This window comes from uncultured Roseobacter sp., assembly GCF_947492555.1.
Taxonomy (GTDB): Bacteria; Pseudomonadota; Alphaproteobacteria; order Rhodobacterales; family Rhodobacteraceae; genus Roseobacter.
The window spans coordinates 150,521-168,050 of the sequence record NZ_CANLNE010000001.1 but is presented as its reverse complement, the minus strand read 5'-3'; the positions used below and the strand labels follow the sequence as shown (position 1 = coordinate 168,050).

The following is a 17,530-nucleotide window of genomic DNA, read 5'->3' as shown; positions in this document are numbered from 1 at the left end:
TCGGATCACAGACCCAACCAGGCGTCGACACGCTCGGGGTTGGCTTCAACCCACTCACGCGCAACCTCAGCAGGATCACGGCCTTTGCCGCTGATCTCAAAGGCAAAGCTGCTGACATCATCGGCGGTCAGTGCAAAGTTGCTGAAGAAATCAGCGATGGCTGGCGACCGGTCCGGCAGGGTGTTGGACCATGCGATCTGGACTTCTTTCAGTGCGTCCTTGGTGGCCACGTTGGATTTTTCAAACCAGTCCGCATCATCGGACGGCTGAACCATCACGTATTTGGCCGGATCGAATGTCGGCTCGGTCAGCATTTCCACGTCAAACATGAACCAGACGGCATGGGGCTTGTAGCAATAAAAGGCATAGCCTTCGCCCTTGGCGATGGAGTCCTTGATGCGCGCTGTCTTCACACTTTCTTCGGCGCGGATGGGCTCGATAAAGTCCATCAGACCGTAGTCGCGGGTCTTGACCTCGTTCACGTTCGCAGAGGCCCAGCCCGGCGCACCGATCCACATCTCGCCTTTGCCATTGCCGTCGCTGTCCATCAACGCGGCAACGTCCGGGCGTCCCAGATCGGTAATATCGGAAATGTCGTTAGCTGCAGCAAAATCCTTGGAGACGCAGAAGCCCTGATTGCCCTCATAGGGGTTGGACGACAACGTCACGGTGCCAGCCTCATCCACGTATTTCTTGGTAAAGCTTTCCTGGTTTGGCAGCCAGACGTCGGGGTGTACATCGATGTCGCCCTTGCCCTGGTCCATGGCCTGGAAAATCGTGGCGTTGTTGCCGGGCACATATTCGACGGTGCCGCCGATGCGCATCTCAACAACAGCTCCCAGCAGGTGGGCGATGGCTTGCGCGCCTGTCCAGGTCGGGACGCCGATCTTGACGCTTTCAGCGAATGCTGGCGTGCACAGTGCGCTGATCAGAGCAGCTGACAGTACGTTGGATTTAAGTGACATAGGTGGTCTCCTTGTTGGTCTTTTCTTGGTTTTTACTCTTTGTAGCCGGGCAAACCGAACGTATCGGGATACCCAAATAATGCAGCGCTTCCGCCGGTATGCAAGAAAACAACATTGTCCATACCGTCGAAATATCCCTTCTGGACTTGGTCGATCAGACCATCCAGCCCTTTTCCGGAATAGACCGGGTCAAACAACAGGCCTTCGGTTTGCGCCAGTAACTTCAGCGCGCCAATCATACCATCCGTCGGCAGACCATATCCCGGCCCCACGTAGTCGCAATTGGCCCGCACGGCGCTGCGCTGAATTATCTGGCCGGTGCCAAGATGGTCGGCTGTCTTCTGAGCAAGATCAAACACCATCTGCTCCTGCTTTTCCTGAGGCGCGCGCACACCGATGCCCAGTAGATGTATATCACTCTGGATCGCGGCCAGCCCGGTCACCAGGCCTGCCTGTGTGCCGGAACTGCCAGTGGCGTGCACCAGGGCGTCTATACGCAACCCTGTGCCCGCCGCCTGTTCGGCTAATTCACGTGCGCAATTCACATAGCCCAAAGCCCCGATGGCGTTTGATCCACCGCCCGGAATAACATAGGGCGTCCTGCCCTCAGCCAGCAGCGTCTCGGCCAGGGCCTGCATTTCGGCGTTCATGTCAGTGCCGCCGCCGCGTTTGGAAATGGTTGCACCGTGCAGTTGGTCGAGCAGGACATTGCCGTTCAGAATGTAGCTCGGGTCATTTGACCCGGTGCGGTCTTCCAGCAGGATGTGACACTCCATGCCCAGCTTGGCCGCAGCGGCCGTTGTCTGGCGTGCATGGTTGGATTGCGTCGCCCCTTGCGTGATGATCGTATCGGCACCATGCTTTTGCGCATCCGCCATCAGGTATTCCAGCTTGCGGGTCTTGTTGCCGCCAGACGAAAGCCCGGTGCAATCATCTCTTTTCACCCACAGGCGCGGTCCACCCAGTTTTTCACTCAGCCGGTCCATCGGCTCAAGAGGTGTTGGAAAATGCCCGAGGCGCACTTTGGGAAACCTGGCCATCGCAATCGCAAGTTCCTTGCAAAGGCTTGTCGTCAATTCTGGAAAGACCCGCGCCTTTTGCTCAATCGTCTGATCGGTTTCAGTCACGCTTGTTCTCCTGCTCAAACAGTTAAGACAGAGGATCACCAATAGACTGGCCCAAAAATAATGCTTTTTTCTTGGCCTGCCCATACATAGGCTTTGGGCAAGGGGCCACACGCGATAGATGCGCAATGGTTTGACGGCGCTCTGGTGCTCCTGAACGAACGTGATCTGACCCGTGCCGCCGCACGCCGGAACAGTAATCAGCCTGCGTTTTCAAGGCGCATTTGCAGTCTTGAAGAGTGGCTCGGTTTGAATGTCGTGGACCGGCGAAGCAACCGCATCGACATCCGCGCGTTCGTCACCCGCAATCGCGCGTTGCGCACAGAAATTACGCATTTTGATCTGGCCAGTTCTACCATTTCCATCGCCGCGCAGCGCGCACCGATATTTTCGATTTTTCAGATAGGGCGCTGCACGCAAAAACCGGTCTGCCGACGCTGAAGCTTCGCATGCGCGCAGGCAATTTAAGCGACTGTACCTTGATGTTCTTGTGCGGCGATACGTCCTTGTTGCGGTGCTAGACGTCAGAAGCTCAGGGGTCTTTGCGTTTCAGTTGAAGCTCAATGCGGACAAGAGCGTGTTGAGCGCAGAGATAAAGGGTTAGGCTTCAAGCGGACGGGCGCAAGAGCGGGGCGCAATAGACCCGGTTACACAAACCGAAATGCCATTTGCCGAGGACGTCAGAGGCCGCAAGCAACCACACATGCGCTTGCATGCCTTTCGCGACCTTGCACACATCGGCTATATGAAGGTCGACGAGGCGGCTAAAGGTTTTGAGGTGGGAAACGGACGACCTGTTCGGTGCCCACCCTTGATCCACCCGGGTTTCCGCCTGGCGGGCCCAGCGATGGGTGTCGTCGCGGCGGAGGAAAGTCTCGCTCGCGTGGCGGCCCTTTCACCTGATCTGGACCCGGTAGACACCGGAAGGGAGTTTGGTAGTGAAAGCCATTTTTGTGTGTGCTGTGTGTGCAAGGAATCGTCGCAGACGGGCAAATTCGGGGGTATTGGGGTGCATTCCAGCGTATCAGCATCCGCCGCCAACAGTTTGAAAGTACAAAGATGGAAATAAATCAACACACTAGGCTGTCGATTGCCCCCATGATGGATTGGACAGATCGGCACTGCCGCTATCTGCACCGCCTGCTGAGCACGCGCACGCTGCTTTACACGGAAATGGTGACGTCTGCGGCGCTGGTGCGCGGGCAGGCGTTGCACCTGCTGGAGTATTCGCAAGCCGAACACCCGGTGGCGCTGCAGCTTGGTGGGTCTGATCCGAAGGAATTGGCCATCGCGGCGCGGTTGGGGGCCGAGGCTGGTTATTGCGAGATCAACCTGAACGTCGGCTGCCCGTCGGACCGGGTCCAGTCTGGCTGTTTCGGGGCGGTGCTGATGGAACAACCGGCGCTGGTGGCGAAGTGCTTTGCCGCCATGCAGCAGGCTGTGTCTGTCCCGGTGACGGTGAAATGCCGGATCGGCGTGGACGATCAGGTGCCCGAGGAGGTTCTGCCCGAATTTCTGGCACGCATTGTCGGTGCGGGCTGCGAACGGGTCAGCATCCATGCCCGCAAGGCGTGGCTGCAGGGGCTGAGCCCCAAGGAAAACCGCGATATTCCCCCTCTGGACTACGATCTGGTGATGCGCATGAAGGGGCTGTTCCCGAACCTGCACATCTCGATCAACGGCGGCATTACATCACTCGATCAGGCAGAAGCGTTTCTGGAGGCGGGGCTGGACGGTGTGATGATCGGGCGCGCGGCCTATCATGACCCGGCTGCGATTCTCTGCGCGGCCGATCCGCGTATCTTTGGCACCGGCACGGTCACCCGACCCGAGGACGCAATCACCCAGATGCTGCCCTATATCGAGGGGCATCTGACGGCGGGCGGCAAGCTGGGGCAGATCACGCGGCACATGCTGGGGCTCTTCACCGGGCGGCCTGGCGCGCGGATGTGGCGGCGCGTCCTGTCGGAAGGCGCGCATCGCCCCGGTGCGGGACCGGAACTGGTGCTTGAGGCGCTGCAGCAGATCGTGTCGCGCGACGACTTGCAACAGGTCGGCTGATCGCGCAGAACACCCCGATGCAAGACCCCATCCTTCTGCTCCAGATGCTTGTGCTGCTCCTTGTGATCGGGGCCTTTGCCGGTGTGCTCGCAGGCCTGCTGGGCGTCGGCGGCGGAATCGTGCTTGTGCCTGCGTTTTTCTATGCGTTCCAGACGCTTGGCTATGCAGGGCCAGAGCTGATGCAGCTCTGTGTGGCGACGTCGCTGTCGACGATACTGGTTACCTCCACCCGCTCGGTGCTGAGCCACAACAAGAAAGGCGCCGTGGATTGGGCGATCCTGCGGGCCTGGGCGCCGGGCATCATGCTGGGCGCGCTGATCGGGATGCTGATCGTGGCGCAGCTGCGCACGGTAGCTCTGCAGTTCATCTTTGGGGCGCTGGCGATGACAGTGGGTCTTTACATGGCCTTCGGGCGGTCGGAGTGGCGGTTGGGTGCTGCAATGCCGAGCGGTCTGTTGCGGCTCCTCTTGTCGCCCTTTGTCGGCTTTCTCTCTGTTTTGATGGGCGTGGGCGGGGGCAGTTTTGGCGTGCCGCTGATGAGCCTTTTCGCCGTGCCGATTCACCGGGCCGTGGCGACGGCTGCAGGTTTTGGCCTGCTGATCGCCCTCCCGTCGGTTGCGGGCTTCCTGTTCCTGCCCATGGCTGCAGACACACGTCCACCTGCCACGCTGGGGTCGATCAATCTCATTGCCTTTGGCATCACCATTTCGATGACCTTACTGACAGCCCCTCTGGGCGCGCGTCTTGCCCACGCGCTTGACCCCAAACCGCTCCGGCGCGTCTTTGCGGTGTTCCTGTTGCTGGTGGCCGCGAATATGATCCGCAAGGCCGCTGGATGGTAGAGGGTTTTTTCACCAGAGGGTGGGCCGTTTTCCCGTCCGAACCTGCGGTGACGGAGTGGGCGGGTCACGCCGCAGTTCATGCACAGAAGGCCGTCCAGAACCCTGAAAATAAACATCTATTGCAATGCGAAGATACATGGTTTGTCGGGCTGGATGCCTTGCCGAATGACGCCGCGGGCCGTGTCGCTGGTAGCGCTCCGCTCAGTGGTGCTGCGGTTGATTTTGCAACAGAACACTGTGGTGGCTGGCCTGCCTTGCATCGCGCGCAGCTTTCCGTGGTCTACCCGGGCTATCCACGTCCTCGCGAAGGGGAGAGCGATGCAGGCTTTCGCTACAGGCGCGACCGGGATGCCGCCCATGTGGACGGGATCATCGGTGTGGGAACCCCCAAGCGGCGCTTTGTGCAGGAACCCCACGGCTTTGTTCTGGGCGTGCCCCTAACGCAGGCTGACCCGGAGGCCGCGCCGCTGGTGGTCTGGGAAGGCAGCCATCGCATCCTGAAAAACGCCCTGCAGCAGGCGATGCAGGGGCAGGCGGACGGCCTCCTGTCCGAGGTCGATGTAACCGAGATTTATCAATCCACCCGGCGGGAGATCTTTGCCACCTGTCCACGCATTCTGCTGCCGGGTCCGGTGGGCTCCGTCAGCTTGTTGCACCGGATGACCCTGCACGGCGTTGCGCCCTGGGCCGAGGGCGCAGGCGCGGCCCCCGAGGGTCGGATGATCGCGTATTTCCGCCCGGAACTGGCGGGCGGTGTCGCGGCATGGCTGACGGACCCCTGACATGTATCAAGCCATTGCACCTGCTGCATCGCTGCCATGTGCGCCCATCGTTCGACCCCCCTTGGCAAGGCCGCGCCCAGCACTTATACGCGCAGCCTGATCCCCCCTCAGGAGCCCCACAAAATGGTTGGCAGCGCAAATCTCAATATCATGATCAAAGCCGCCCGCCGCGCCGGGCGTTCGCTGGTCAAGGACTTCCGCGAAGTGGAGAACCTTCAGGTCTCCATGAAAGGCGCGGGAGACTTCGTCAGCCGGGCGGATATCAACGCCGAAAAGATCATCAAGGAAGACCTGATGGGCGCCCGTCCGACTTATGGCTGGCTGGGCGAAGAGGGGGGCGGCGAAGAGGGGCAGGACCCCACGCGACGCTGGATCGTCGATCCGCTGGATGGCACCACCAACTTCCTGCACGGCCTGCCGCATTGGGCGGTTTCCATCGCGCTGGAGCACAAGGGCCAGATTGTCGCGGGTGTGGTCTTCGATCCGGCCAAGGACGAGATGTTCTTTGCCGAAAAGGGCACCGGCGCCTGGATGAACGAAAGCCGCCTGCGTGTTTCCGGCCGCATCAAGATGATCGAGGGGCTGTTCTCAACCGGGTTGCCCTTTGGCGGTCGGTCCGATCTGCCCGATACGCTGAAAGAGATGGCGCGGGTTGCCCCGGCCTGTTCCGGTGTGCGGCGCTGGGGTGCGGCAGCGCTGGATCTCGCCTATGTGGCGGCGGGCCGCTATGACGGGTACTGGGAACGGCGGCTCAATGCGTGGGACATCGCGGCGGGGCTTGTGATCGTGCGCGAGGCCGGGGGGTTGGCAGAACCGATCGATCCGGCAGGCAATATCGTCGAGGACGGCAGTATCATCTGCGCCAACGAGGCGCTCTTTTCACCGCTGGCGAAACTGGTGCGCGGCTGATCAGGTCCAGGGGCCCCTGCCTTTGCCGGGGCGGCGCCTGCTGATTTTTGGAATGCTGCTTCTGGCCACTCTATAGCGCGCCTCGGGGTGCGGTGGGTGGCCATCGGTCCGGGTCCAGAACGCAGGCCCGCCGCGCCGCATCCAGATCGGTACGGCCAACATCAGCCCGGCAACAAAGCCCCCGGCATGCGCCCAGTAAGCGACGCCACCGGCGTCCGGGTCCGACCCGACGCCACCCAGAAATTGCAGGGCAAACCAGACTGCCAGCATGATCCACGCGGGGATCGGGAAGATGCGAAAAAACACGATGAAGATGATCAGTATGTCGACCTTGGCCTTGGGAAAGAGCAGCAGGTAGCCTCCCATGACCCCGGCAATGGCACCGGACGCCCCGACCATGGGCACGGTCGATCCCGGCGCGGAAAGATACTGCATCCACCCGGCGGCGATACCGGCGGCGCCGTAGAAGAGCAGGTAGCCCAGATGGCCCATCTCATCCTCGATATTGTCGCCGAAGATGTATAAAAACAGCATGTTACCCGCCAGATGCATCCAGCCACCGTGCAGGAACATCGATGAGACAAGGGTATAGCCGCCCTGACCGGCCTCCAGCCGCGCGGGGATCAGTGCCCAATCCAGCCAGAAGGCGTTGATCAGGCGCACATCCTGCAGGATGCCCACGTAGCTGAGGAAAATGCCGATATTGGCCGCCATCAGGATGTAGGTGACATAGGGCGTGCGGCCGGACGGGTTGTGATCACGGATCGGAAACATGGGCCCACGCTGGGCGATCCACGGGGTGAGGTCAAGGCACCCCGGCGCTCAGGGCGCCGGGAGGTCAGATCAGGTCGAAGCGCCCAGCAGTGCCGCGTTGCCGCCCGAGGCGGTGGTATCCACGCAGACATGGCGTTCCGCACGCACGCGGGCGGTATCGGGGCGTCCCGGGATCAGCGGGATGATCGGGCCGCTGCGTCGCGACAGCGCAACCTCGATGGCGCGTCCGGTGTCCTCGTCTCCCCACCACAGCACGCCACCATAGGCAGGCCCGTCCACCAGCGCATCCGGATCCAGCGTACCGGTTGCCATGACTGCCGCGCCACCAAGCGCTTCGACAGCGCGGGCCTGTGCTGCTGCCACCTCCGCGCCCGGACCCGCGCAGAGTAAAGCCGCGCGAGGCAGGGTGCTGAGCCGGTTGGATTCGCCTGTGGGCCCCGGCAGACTTTGCGCGGTCTGTGGCATGGGCCGCGCATCGCGCAGCGCGGGCAGCTGTGCCATCGGGCTGTCCCAGCTTGCATCGCGCATGTCACGATCCGGTTCCGAGAACCGTGGCAGATAGTTGGGACCGCCCGCCTTGGGGCCGGTGCCGGAGAGCCCCTCGCCGCCAAAGGGCTGGCTGCCGACAATCGCGCCGATCTGGTTGCGGTTCACATAGATGTTGCCCGCCTCGATCCGTTCAGAGATATGCTGCACTCGGTCATCGATCCGCGTGTGCAGACCGAAGGTCAGCCCGTATCCCGTGTGGTTGATGGCGTCGATCACCGCGTCAAGCTCTTGCGACTTGAACTTGGCCAGATGCAGCACAGGACCAAAGATTTCCCGCTCCAGCGCACCAATCCCGTCCACGCTGATCAGCGTTGGCGCGATGAAGGTGCCGTGATCCGGCGTAGCAAGCTCGGCCATGACGCGGCCCTCTGCGCGGGCGGCGGCGACGTGGTCGGTGATCCCCTTGCGCGCGGCCTCATCAATCACCGGCCCCACGTCAGTGGCGAGGTCCCAAGGGTTGCCCAGCCGCAGCGCCTGCATCGCCCCGATCAGCATCTTCGTGAAGTCTTCGGCAATATCCTCCTGCACATAAACGCAACGCAGGGCGGAGCAGCGCTGGCCCGCGGATTGAAAGGCGCTTTCGATGATCGATTGCACGGCCTGTTCGGGCAGCGCGGTGCTGTCCACGATCATCGCGTTCAAGCCGCCGGTTTCCGCGATCAGCGGGGTGCCGGGGGCGCAGTTTTCCGCCATGGCGGCGCGGATGCGCAGGGCCGTGGCAGTCGACCCGGTGAAGGCCACGCCACCTACGCGCGCGTCCAAGGTCAGCAGGCCACCGATGTCGCCGCCGCCGGGCAGCAATTGCAGCGCGCTGCGCGGCACACCGGCCTCATGCAGAATCGAGACGGCCAGATAGGCGGCCAGCGGGGTTTGCTCCGCCGGTTTGGCCAGCACCGCATTGCCCGCCGCCAATGCCGCCGTCACCTGACCGCAGAAGATGGCAAAGGGGAAGTTCCACGGTGAGATACAGGTGAAGATGCCCGCCGGGGGCGTGTTTGTGGCCTGCGCCGCATAGTAGCGCAGGAAATCGACCGCCTCGCGCAGCTCCGCCACGCAATCGGGCAGGCCTTTGCCCGCCTCACGGGCCAGCAGGGCAAAGACCTCGCCAAAGCGGTCCTCCATCATCCCGGCGGCTCTCTGAAGCACCGCGCGGCGTTCGGCGAGGGGTGCGGACCAGGGTGCGGCAGTGTCGAAGGCCGTCGCGACATCGGCAGCGGTGGCCTGCTGGACGGTGCCCGGCCTGTCGTCTGGATTGGCCGGGTTGGTTACCGGCGTGGTGGTCCCCTGCGGGTCCACGTCACCAGCCAGCAGCGGCGCTGCCGTCCAGGCGTGCGCGGCAAAGGGCGTGCGCGCCGCGTCGATGGCTTCCAGCGTCTGGGTATGCGCGAGATCGAAGCCCCGCGCGTTGTCCCGCAGCGGCAGGAACAGCGCGGGCCCTTTCGCAATGTCGGGCGCAGGTCCCGTGGCCAAAAGCTCAAAGGGATCGGCGGCGACGACTTCGGGCGGCACATCCTCGTCCACGATCTGGTTCACAAAGCTGGAATTGGCCCCGTTTTCCAGCAAGCGCCGCACAAGATAGGCCAGCAGGTCGCGATGCGCGCCGACCGGCGCATAGATGCGGCAGCGTGTTTTGTTTTGCTCCATCACCAGCCCGTGCAGGGTCTCCCCCATGCCGTGCAAGCGCTGGAATTCGAAGGTTGCAGGATCATCCGCCATGTGCAGGATGGCCGCCACCGTATGCGCATTATGGGTGGCGAACTGCGGGTAGATTCGGTCGGTCATGCCCAGCAGAGCCTTGGCGTTGCAGATGTAGGAGACATCGGTGGCCGCCTTCTGCGTAAACACCGGGAATCCATCGATGCCTTCAACCTGCGCGCGTTTGATTTCGGTGTCCCAATAGGCGCCCTTGACCAACCGCACCATGATCTTGCGATCGTGACGGACGGCCATATCATAGAGCGCCTGCACCACGGTGCCCGCGCGCGGGCCGTAGGCCTGCACCACGATACCAAAGCCGTCCCAACCGGCAAGCGCGGGTTCCGCCATCACCCGGTCGATCACCTCCAGCGACAGCGCCAGGCGGTCCGCCTCTTCGGCGTCCACGTTCAGCCCCATGCCCGCGGATTTCGCCAGCAGCGCCAGCGCGCGCAGACGCGGCACCAGATCGGTCATCACCGCTTCTTCCTGCGCCACCTCATAGCGTGGATGCAGGGCGGAGAGCTTGACCGAAATGCCGGGGTTCTTGCGGATGTCATCCGACGTGCAGGCAGTCGCAATCGCTGAGATCGCGCGCGAATAGCTCAGGTGGTAGCGTTTTGCATCGGCCTCCGTCCGGGCAGCCTCTCCAAGCATATCGTAGGAATAGGTGAACCCCTTTTTCTCCATGTTTGCCGCGCGTTCCATGGCGTTATTGATGTCCTCGCCCAGCACGAACTGGCGGCCCATTTCCTTCATCGCCCGGCTGACGGCAGTGCGGATCACCGGCTCGCCCAACCGCTTGATGGCGGCCCGCAGGTGACGCACGGGCCCGGGCTGTTCGTCATCCAGCACACGACCGGTCAGCATCAGCGCCCAGGTCGAGGCGTTCACAAGGCTGGAGGTGGAATGGCCCAGATGGCGGCCCCAGTCGGAGGGGGCGATCTTGTCTTCGATCAGCGCATCAATCGTATCGGCATCGGGCACGCGCAGCAGGGCCTCGGCCAGACACATGAGGGCCACGCCTTCATCCGTCGACAGGCCGTATTCGGCAAGGAAAACCTCCATCATCCCGGGGGCGCTGGTGCCGCGGATGTCGCGCACCAACTGCGCTGCCGCTGCACTGATTTCGGAGCGCGCCGTGGCGGTCAGATCGGCGGCTGCAATGAGATCGGGCAGCACATTGTCTGGATCGGCATAGGTGCCTGCGTCGATCAGGTGGCGCAGGGAAGGGAATACATCTCGGGCCATTTGGCATCTCCGGTGAAGGTTTGGCCTAGTATACCTGCAATTGAGAAGCCATACTGACTGAAGATCTTATTCCTGGAGGGCGAAGTGGTAAAAATTTTGACGGAAGATGAGAAAAGCGAGCAGATGAACCTCGACCGGTTTGACCGCGCGATTCTATCGGTGCTTGCAGAAGATGGGCGCATTAGCATCACCGATCTGGCCAAGCGGATCGGGCTGTCCAAATCGCCGACGCAGGCGCGGCTGCGGCGGCTGGAACAGACAGGCGTGATCATCGGATACCGGGCACTGCTGGATCCCATTCAGCTGGGCCTCGATCACGTCGCTTTCGTCGAGGTGCGTTTGAGTGACACGCGGGAGGCCGCGCTGACGGCGTTCAACCTTGCGGTGGCAAAGGTGCCGGAGATCGAACAGGCCCATATGATCGCGGGTAATTTCGACTACCTGCTCAAGGTGCGCACCCGCGATATGTCGCGCTATCGCCAGTTTCTGGGCGAGACGATTTCAGCCCTGCCGCATGTGGCGGGAACCTCCACCTATGTGGCCATGGAGGCGGTCAAGGAGACGATGCTGGCAGACACGGCTTGACCTGAGGGCCCGTCGCGGCGACGCTGAAGGATATGAAACACTTGTGCATGATCCTGGCCGTTCTGGCCGCGCCCGTGGTTGCGGCATGCCCGGCACCGCCCGATGTGGCCAACGAGCTCGAAGGGCTCTTTGAAGAGGCACGTGCCGCGCCCAACGATCAGGCGGGGCGCCTGGTGTCCAACCAGATGTGGGAAGTGTGGTTGCGCGCCCCGGACGCTGCGGCGCAAGAGGTTCTGGAGCGGGGGATGCGCAAGCGAGATGTTTACGATTTCGCTGGTGCGCTGAAGGATTTTGACCGGCTTGCGGAGTATTGCCCGCTCTATGCCGAAGGGTTCAACCAACGCGCCTACATCCACTTTCTGAGGGAAGACTATCGCTTGGCACTTGTTGATCTGGACAAGGCGCTCAGTCTGCAACCGCGGCATGTTGCGGCCCAATCGGGCAGGGCGCTGACACTCATGAGGCTTGACCGTATCGACGAAGCGCGTGAACAACTAAAGCAGGCGCTGGCGAACAACCCCTGGCTATCGGAGCGCTTCTTGATGTCGGAGGGTGGTCCGTTGGCACCGTCAGGAAAAGATATCTGATCCGGTGTGTCCGACAGGGATGTGAGAAAGCGTGCTGGTTCGCCCCCTTTGCGATCCTTCAACAACCAGTGTGCGCATCATTGGATACCTGTTATGGCATAACCTGATGAGGTGATTGCCTAATCTTTTCCGAACGTGCACTGGAAAACCCTGCTTTACGGGTGGGGTTTGTGACAAAACGACGGGCGCAGAAACCCAAATTTCTGGTGTTCCACCGCAATACGCATTGCTGTCATGGCTTTGTGGCCGTATTGAGTTTCCTAGGCTGGAATAGGTCTGGCGCGTCGTGCGGGCGTGATGGAATGGTAGACATATCAGACTTAAAATCTGAAGGGCGTACGCCCGTGTGGGTTCGAGTCCCACCGCCCGCACCAAAATCTCCTTTGACTTAAAATCTCGCTAAAATCTGAGATGGTTAGGGTGGCGCAGTTTTCTAACCTCGGCTCTCAGCAATCACTCAAAAGCCGGTTGGGGCAATTTGTAACGGTTTCAAACTTTGTTCTAAGGGCGTTACGGCAGAAAACCAGTGTACGCTCAAGGGCCTGCACGTCATTGACCGTTGGCAGGTGGAGCGCTCACTCGCGGTGACTTGCTGAAAGTCTCAAGGTAATGTGACGCAGGTTGAGGCCCGCGGCGGGCATCACACCAGTCTCTCGTTGTCCTCAAAGACAGTTCTGGCGCCTTCCTTGCATGCAATGGCGAAGGAATGGCCTGGCTTCAAGAATTTGTATTGGTTTGGAGCCATGGAAAGCTTGATGCAGGTCGGCCTCAAGGCGGCCAGGTGGTCCAAAAACCTACCGGTGATGGTTGGTGTTAAGTGCTCCGTAAGAACTCAATTGTAGATAAGGCATTTGAAACCTGTCTGCCCCTCCAAGAACAACAGCGGACGGCACGGTAAGACCACGCACAAAGGGACCCGGCGATGTCAATTTTGAAACCCTCCACGCTGCAGACAAACCCACTCAACAGCCTCTTTATCAAATGTACCTTCATGGTTGTCGTATGTGTCGTCGCCGTTGTCGCCGCCGTCGCCCTGATGAGTAACAACATGAAAGAGGAGTTGACCTCCGAAGCGCTCAGTCAACGTGCGTCAGAAGTGACCGGGCTGCTGGCCATGCAGATGGGAGGCGCCATCAAGTTCGGGAACGCCAATGCGGTTGAGCAGATCGTGGATGGTGTCATCGCCTCCGCAAAACCTGATGCCACCGGCGCGCTTGTGGTCAGCGCTACCGGTGCGGCGCTGTACAACAAAGGGATTGAGAGCTTCGATGCCGAGATGGCAACGGAATTGGCCCAACAGGCTTTGGATCAAGAGCAAATTGTTGTTTCCGGGGATGGTCTTTCGGTCGCCTATCCAGCGGTTTTCGGGGACGGTGATGCAATTTCCGGTGTTGTTGTGACGAGCTGGAGCGACGCGAGCCAATTGGCGCGTCTTGAGGCGCTTCAGAAAAGAGCCCTGACGACGGGTCTGGTTGTCATGATCGTTGCAGTGACGTTGGCGGGTTACTTTCTCCGCAGCCAGATGTCGCAACCACTTGTACGTCTCACCTCGGCGATGGGCGATGTGGAAAAGGCAAATTATGACATTGAAATTCCCTATACCAGCCGTGGGGATGAAGTCGGGCAAATGGCCCGCCGCCTTGACACCTTCCGCAGTGCCTTGAGTGTTGCCAAAGAGGCGGAGCGCGAAAGCGCTTTCAAGAGTGCGGCATTCGTCGGCTCGACTGCACCGATGATGATGGTTGACGAGCATCTGAAAGTGATTTTCCTCAATCCTACCTGTGACGCGCTTTTGCAGGATATTGCGGTCGATTTGCAAAAAAGCTGGCCGGATTTGAAAACCGGAAGTGCCCTGGGGGCGAATTTGGTAAACTTCCAGCAGCTGCAAAGCCATGCACAGGAGATCGTCACCCGTGGCGTGGAGGCCTTGCCGCTGTCGCACACCGCCAAAATCGGGGATGCTCTGATCGAGATTAATCTGAATGCCGCTTTGGATGAAGCAGGGGAGATGATCGGCGCCGTCATTGAGTGGGCGGACAACACGGAAGCGGCACGCAATTCCGCCCTATTGGAGACCATCGATCACAGCCAGTTGCGCATTGAATTCGACGCTGGCGGACAGGTGATCGGAACGAATCCAAACATGGTTTCGCTGCTGGCAGTGCAGGAAGATGCCATCCATTCCAACACCTTCTCCGACGTCTTTACTGGTTCGGCGGAAGGGGATATCAGCGCAGAGGAATTGAAGCGTCGCGTATTGAGAAGCGATTTGGGCGGTGATGCGGTCTTTGGGCGCTTTGAGGTCAATCGCGCATCTGACGGCAAGACCATGATACTCGAAGGTAATTTTGCTTCAGTTCCGTCGCCTGACGGCAAGTTGGAGCGCGCGATCTTCCTCGGTACCGACGTAACACAAAGCGCTGAAGCCGTTCGTTTGGCTGATGAAGAGCGCGCGCGCGTTACAGAACAGCAGCAGACCGTGGTTCAGGCACTTGGTGTTGGGTTGCAGAGCCTGTCTGAAGGGGATCTGACAAGTGAAATCGCGACGGCCTTCCCCGAAGATTACGAAAAGCTGCGCAGCAACTTCAATGCGGCCGTGCGGGCGTTGAAAGAGGCTGTCGGCGCCGTGATGCAAAACTCGGAATCCATCCGGAACGAGACGTCCGAGATCACAACAGCCGCGGATGACCTGTCGCGCCGCACCGAAAAGCAAGCGGCGACCTTGGAAGAAACGGCGGCGGCACTTGATGAATTGACCAGCTCCGTAAGGTCGGCTGCGGAGGGTGCCGATGAAGCATCGTCGATGTCCGCTGACGCACAAGCGAACGCCGAAAAAGGTGGCGAGATTGCGCGCAAGGCCGTTGAGGCAATGGATGGTATCAAAACCTCGTCGCAGGAGATCTCGAAAATCACTTCGGTGATTGATGATATCGCCTTTCAGACAAACCTGCTGGCACTGAACGCAGGGGTGGAAGCTGCACGTGCAGGAGAGGCCGGCCGCGGGTTTGCGGTTGTTGCAACGGAAGTCCGCGCGCTGGCGCAACGGTCTTCGGATGCAGCGCGAGAGATTAACGCATTGATTTCCAGTTCCGGAGACCAGGTTGAGCAGGGGGTCGATCTGGTCGACAAGACCGGCAGCGCACTTGCGTCCATTGTCAGTTCAGTGTCGGAGATTTCGAAACGTGTTTCCACCATTGCTACCTCGTCGAGAGAGCAGTCTGCGGGGCTCAATGAAATTAATACTGCGGTGAACGAATTGGATCATGTGACGCAGCAGAATGCAGCCATGTTTGAAGAAACCACTGCCGCCAGTCATGCCCTTACGGGGGAGGCGGATGCATTGGCTGCAGCTGTGGCGCGCTTCAAGCTTGACTTTGCCCAAGTAGCGAAACCAACGGCGCCAGTTAAATCCAAACCATCAAATGCGGAACCCGCTGCTGCATCTGCTGGCGCGACACAAGGCAATGCCGCCCTCAAAGTGGAAATGGAAGAAGAATTGGACCTGGACTCTGGGTGGGAAGAATTCTGATTTCCCCCTCGAGGACCGGGCAAGCGGCGTTTGCCAATGCATATTTTTTGCATGGCGGTTGTTCAGTTTTCTCGAACGCCTGAAAATCGTGCCTTCCACTCCTCGCATTGCTCATCGGTAACTTTTGCGAACAACACGTCTGGCACTTCGAAGGCGTGTCCTTTCGTAAGCTGTGACAGGAATACCGATTGGTCCCTTGGCCAGATGGCTTCCTTGATCTTCAGGCTCCCCAGGATTTTTGTGCTGGCATCGGGCAGGAACGGCGCTGATAAAACTGCAAAGAGATGGGCGAGATTCAAACCAAGACGGGTTTGCATCGCTGCCGTATCCGGATCAGTTTTATAGGTTGTCCAGGGTGCGACGCTTTGCAGGTATTCGTTGCCGCAGACCCAGATGGCACGCAATTCCTGAGCAGATTTGCGCACTTCCATTGCGTCCATCTGCGTTGCATAGCGCTCAATTCGGACGGAAAGATCGGCAATCAAGGCGTCTTCGGTCGGACCATATGGGCTTCCGCCAGGAACGAATTCACCAAACTTGGACCGGCAGAATTTGGTAATCCGGCTGACGAAGTTGCCCAGAACATCCGCGAGGTCCTTGTTCACTGAACCTTGAAAGTTCTCCCAGGTAAATTCGGAATCGCTGCTTTCAGGCGCATGGCTAAGCAACCACCACCGCCAATAATCGGCGGGTAGCAATTCCAGCGCCTGATCCATGAAAATACCACGGCCTTGAGACGTGGAAAACTGACCACCATCGTAATTCAGGTAGTTGAAGGATTTCAGGTGGTCCACCATCTTCCATGGCTCGCCCGATCCGATCAGGGTCGCGGGAAAGCTCAACGTATGGAAGGGTACATTGTCCTTGCCCATGAACTGCGTGTAGCGAACATCGTCCGCTCCTTTATCGGTGCGCCACCACCTGTGCCAATCGGTGTCATCCAACCCATGCGCTTCTGCCCATTCACCTGCACAGGCAATGTACTCTATCGGCGCATCAAACCAGACATAGAAGACTTTGCCCTCCATTCCTGGCCACTCCTCAGTGCCCTTGCGAACCGGAATACCCCAGTCCAGGTCACGTGTGATCCCCCGGTCACGCAACCCGTCACCATCATGCAGCCATTTCTTTGCGATGGAGGTGGTCAGAACAGGCCAGTCGGTTTTGGACTCGATCCAAGCATCGAGTTCATCCTTCAGCGCCGATTGGCGAAGATAAAGATGCTTGGTTTCGCGCACTTCCAGATCCGTCGATCCGGAAATCGCGGATCGTGCGTCAATCAGGTCGGTTGGGTCGAGCTGTTTGGTGCAGTTTTCACATTGATCGCCGCGCGCCTTATCATATCCGCAATTCGGGCAGGTACCTTCGATATAGCGATCGGGTAAAAACCGGGCATCGGCATGAGAATAAACCTGCTTCTCGCTGACTTCGCTGATCAGACCAGCCTCGGCCAGCCGACCGGCAAAGTGTTGGGTCAATGCATGGTTCTGCCGGCTTGACGAGCGCCCGAAGTGATCAAAGGACAGCCGAAATCCGCGGGCAATTTCAGCCTGAACCGCGTGCATTTCGGCACAGTACTCCGCGACAGGCTTTCCCGCCTTGGCTGCCGCAAGCTCCGCCGGGGTGCCGTGCTCATCCGTGGCGCAGAGAAAGAGCACTTCGTTGCCGCGCGCGCGCTGGTAGCGTGCAAAGAGGTCGGCCGGCAGTTGGCTGCCCACCAGATTTCCCAGGTGCTTGATCCCGTTGATGTACGGGATTGCGGATGTGATAAGATGGCGCGCCATGGGGGAAGCCTCGTGAATTCTGACCTGTCCGCCTCATCTAACGCAGGTTTCACGCAAGGGCTACGGCGAATTCGCGTCGCACATACGCCAATG

At 60.1% G+C, this 17,530-nt stretch carries 14 protein-coding genes and 1 tRNA gene; 10 read left to right on the top strand and 5 right to left on the bottom strand.

What is annotated here, in order from left to right:
* Positions 1 to 5 precede the first annotated feature (5 nt).
* Both Q1A07_RS00865 and Q1A07_RS00860 read right to left on the bottom strand, forming a co-directional pair.
* The gene (locus Q1A07_RS00865; protein ID WP_299776925.1) at positions 6 to 965 is read right to left on the bottom strand and encodes a glycine betaine ABC transporter substrate-binding protein; all 960 of its coding nucleotides are present in this window, start codon (positions 963 to 965) and stop codon (positions 6 to 8) included.
* A 32-nt stretch (positions 966 to 997) separates the two neighbouring features.
* Positions 998 to 2,005 carry a D-cysteine desulfhydrase gene (locus Q1A07_RS00860; RefSeq protein WP_299779099.1) on the bottom strand — a complete coding sequence of 336 codons (1,008 nt, stop codon included), beginning with the start codon at positions 2,003 to 2,005 and terminating at the stop codon, positions 998 to 1,000.
* Between the two features lie 231 nt (positions 2,006 to 2,236).
* Between Q1A07_RS00860 and Q1A07_RS00855 the strand changes: the two genes are divergently transcribed.
* The 6 genes from Q1A07_RS00855 (at position 2,237) to Q1A07_RS00830 (ending at position 6,683) form a co-directional block, all read left to right on the top strand.
* On the top strand, positions 2,237 to 2,530 hold the full coding sequence (locus tag Q1A07_RS00855) for a LysR family transcriptional regulator (RefSeq protein ID WP_299776923.1): 294 nt from the start codon (positions 2,237 to 2,239) through the stop codon (positions 2,528 to 2,530).
* A 262-nt stretch (positions 2,531 to 2,792) separates the two neighbouring features.
* Entirely contained in the window at positions 2,793 to 3,158 is a 366-nt protein-coding gene (locus tag Q1A07_RS00850) for a hypothetical protein (RefSeq protein WP_299776921.1), read from the top strand.
* Entirely contained in the window at positions 3,149 to 4,150 is a 1,002-nt protein-coding gene (dusA, locus tag Q1A07_RS00845; RefSeq protein WP_299776919.1) for a tRNA dihydrouridine(20/20a) synthase DusA, read from the top strand. The genes Q1A07_RS00850 and dusA overlap by 10 nt, the downstream gene beginning before the upstream one ends.
* Before the next feature lie 17 nt (positions 4,151 to 4,167).
* A complete protein-coding gene (locus tag Q1A07_RS00840) occupies positions 4,168 to 4,992 on the top strand; it encodes a sulfite exporter TauE/SafE family protein (protein ID WP_299776917.1) in 825 nt (274 codons plus the stop codon).
* Positions 4,993 to 5,111: 119 nt separating this feature from the next.
* On the top strand, positions 5,112 to 5,774 hold the full coding sequence (locus tag Q1A07_RS00835; RefSeq protein WP_366944005.1) for a hypothetical protein: 663 nt from the start codon (positions 5,112 to 5,114) through the stop codon (positions 5,772 to 5,774).
* A 123-nt stretch (positions 5,775 to 5,897) separates the two neighbouring features.
* Complete coding sequence (locus Q1A07_RS00830) at positions 5,898 to 6,683, top strand: inositol monophosphatase family protein (protein ID WP_299776913.1); 786 nt, start codon at positions 5,898 to 5,900, stop codon at positions 6,681 to 6,683.
* On the opposite strand, the gene Q1A07_RS00825 is transcribed toward Q1A07_RS00830, so the two are convergent.
* Together Q1A07_RS00825 and putA are read right to left on the bottom strand one after the other, a co-directional pair.
* A complete protein-coding gene (locus Q1A07_RS00825; RefSeq protein ID WP_299776911.1) occupies positions 6,684 to 7,457 on the bottom strand; it encodes a rhomboid family intramembrane serine protease in 774 nt (257 codons plus the stop codon).
* 69 nt (positions 7,458 to 7,526) lie between these two features.
* Positions 7,527 to 10,952, bottom strand: coding sequence for a bifunctional proline dehydrogenase/L-glutamate gamma-semialdehyde dehydrogenase PutA (gene putA, locus Q1A07_RS00820; RefSeq protein ID WP_299776909.1), 3,426 nt, complete (start codon positions 10,950 to 10,952; stop codon positions 7,527 to 7,529).
* A 123-nt stretch (positions 10,953 to 11,075) separates the two neighbouring features.
* Between putA and Q1A07_RS00815 the strand changes: the two genes are divergently transcribed.
* From Q1A07_RS00815 to Q1A07_RS00800, 4 genes are all read left to right on the top strand, one after another.
* Positions 11,076 to 11,537 carry an Lrp/AsnC ligand binding domain-containing protein gene (locus tag Q1A07_RS00815; protein ID WP_195822577.1) on the top strand — a complete coding sequence of 154 codons (462 nt, stop codon included), beginning with the start codon at positions 11,076 to 11,078 and terminating at the stop codon, positions 11,535 to 11,537.
* A gap of 32 nt (positions 11,538 to 11,569) precedes the next feature.
* Complete coding sequence (locus tag Q1A07_RS00810; protein WP_299776907.1) at positions 11,570 to 12,124, top strand: tetratricopeptide repeat protein; 555 nt, start codon at positions 11,570 to 11,572, stop codon at positions 12,122 to 12,124.
* A 288-nt stretch (positions 12,125 to 12,412) separates the two neighbouring features.
* Positions 12,413 to 12,498, top strand: a tRNA-Leu gene (locus tag Q1A07_RS00805).
* A 722-nt stretch (positions 12,499 to 13,220) separates the two neighbouring features.
* Complete coding sequence (locus Q1A07_RS00800) at positions 13,221 to 15,653, top strand: methyl-accepting chemotaxis protein (protein ID WP_366944004.1); 2,433 nt, start codon at positions 13,221 to 13,223, stop codon at positions 15,651 to 15,653.
* Positions 15,654 to 15,715: 62 nt separating this feature from the next.
* Here the strand turns inward: Q1A07_RS00800 and metG are convergent, their stop codons facing one another.
* Positions 15,716 to 17,437, bottom strand: coding sequence for a methionine--tRNA ligase (gene metG, locus Q1A07_RS00795; RefSeq protein WP_299776903.1), 1,722 nt, complete (start codon positions 17,435 to 17,437; stop codon positions 15,716 to 15,718).
* Positions 17,438 to 17,530: the final 93 nt, after the last annotated feature.

Bases quoted from the DNA above. Each gene is read 5' to 3' on its own strand.
- putA (WP_299776909.1), bottom strand. From the start codon at position 10,952: ATGGCCCGAGATGTATTCCCTTCCCTGCGCCACCTGATCGACGCAGGC.
- Q1A07_RS00825 (WP_299776911.1), bottom strand. From the start codon at position 7,457: ATGTTTCCGATCCGTGATCACAACCCGTCCGGCCGCACGCCCTATGTC.
- Q1A07_RS00840 (WP_299776917.1), top strand. From the start codon at position 4,168: ATGCAAGACCCCATCCTTCTGCTCCAGATGCTTGTGCTGCTCCTTGTG.
- Q1A07_RS00810 (WP_299776907.1), top strand. From the start codon at position 11,570: ATGAAACACTTGTGCATGATCCTGGCCGTTCTGGCCGCGCCCGTGGTT.
- dusA (WP_299776919.1), top strand. From the start codon at position 3,149: ATGGAAATAAATCAACACACTAGGCTGTCGATTGCCCCCATGATGGAT.
- Q1A07_RS00830 (WP_299776913.1), top strand. From the start codon at position 5,898: ATGGTTGGCAGCGCAAATCTCAATATCATGATCAAAGCCGCCCGCCGC.
- metG (WP_299776903.1), bottom strand. From the start codon at position 17,437: ATGGCGCGCCATCTTATCACATCCGCAATCCCGTACATCAACGGGATC.
- Q1A07_RS00865 (WP_299776925.1), bottom strand. From the start codon at position 965: ATGTCACTTAAATCCAACGTACTGTCAGCTGCTCTGATCAGCGCACTG.
- Q1A07_RS00850 (WP_299776921.1), top strand. From the start codon at position 2,793: ATGCGCTTGCATGCCTTTCGCGACCTTGCACACATCGGCTATATGAAG.
- Q1A07_RS00860 (WP_299779099.1), bottom strand. From the start codon at position 2,005: ATGGCCAGGTTTCCCAAAGTGCGCCTCGGGCATTTTCCAACACCTCTT.
- Q1A07_RS00815 (WP_195822577.1), top strand. From the start codon at position 11,076: ATGAACCTCGACCGGTTTGACCGCGCGATTCTATCGGTGCTTGCAGAA.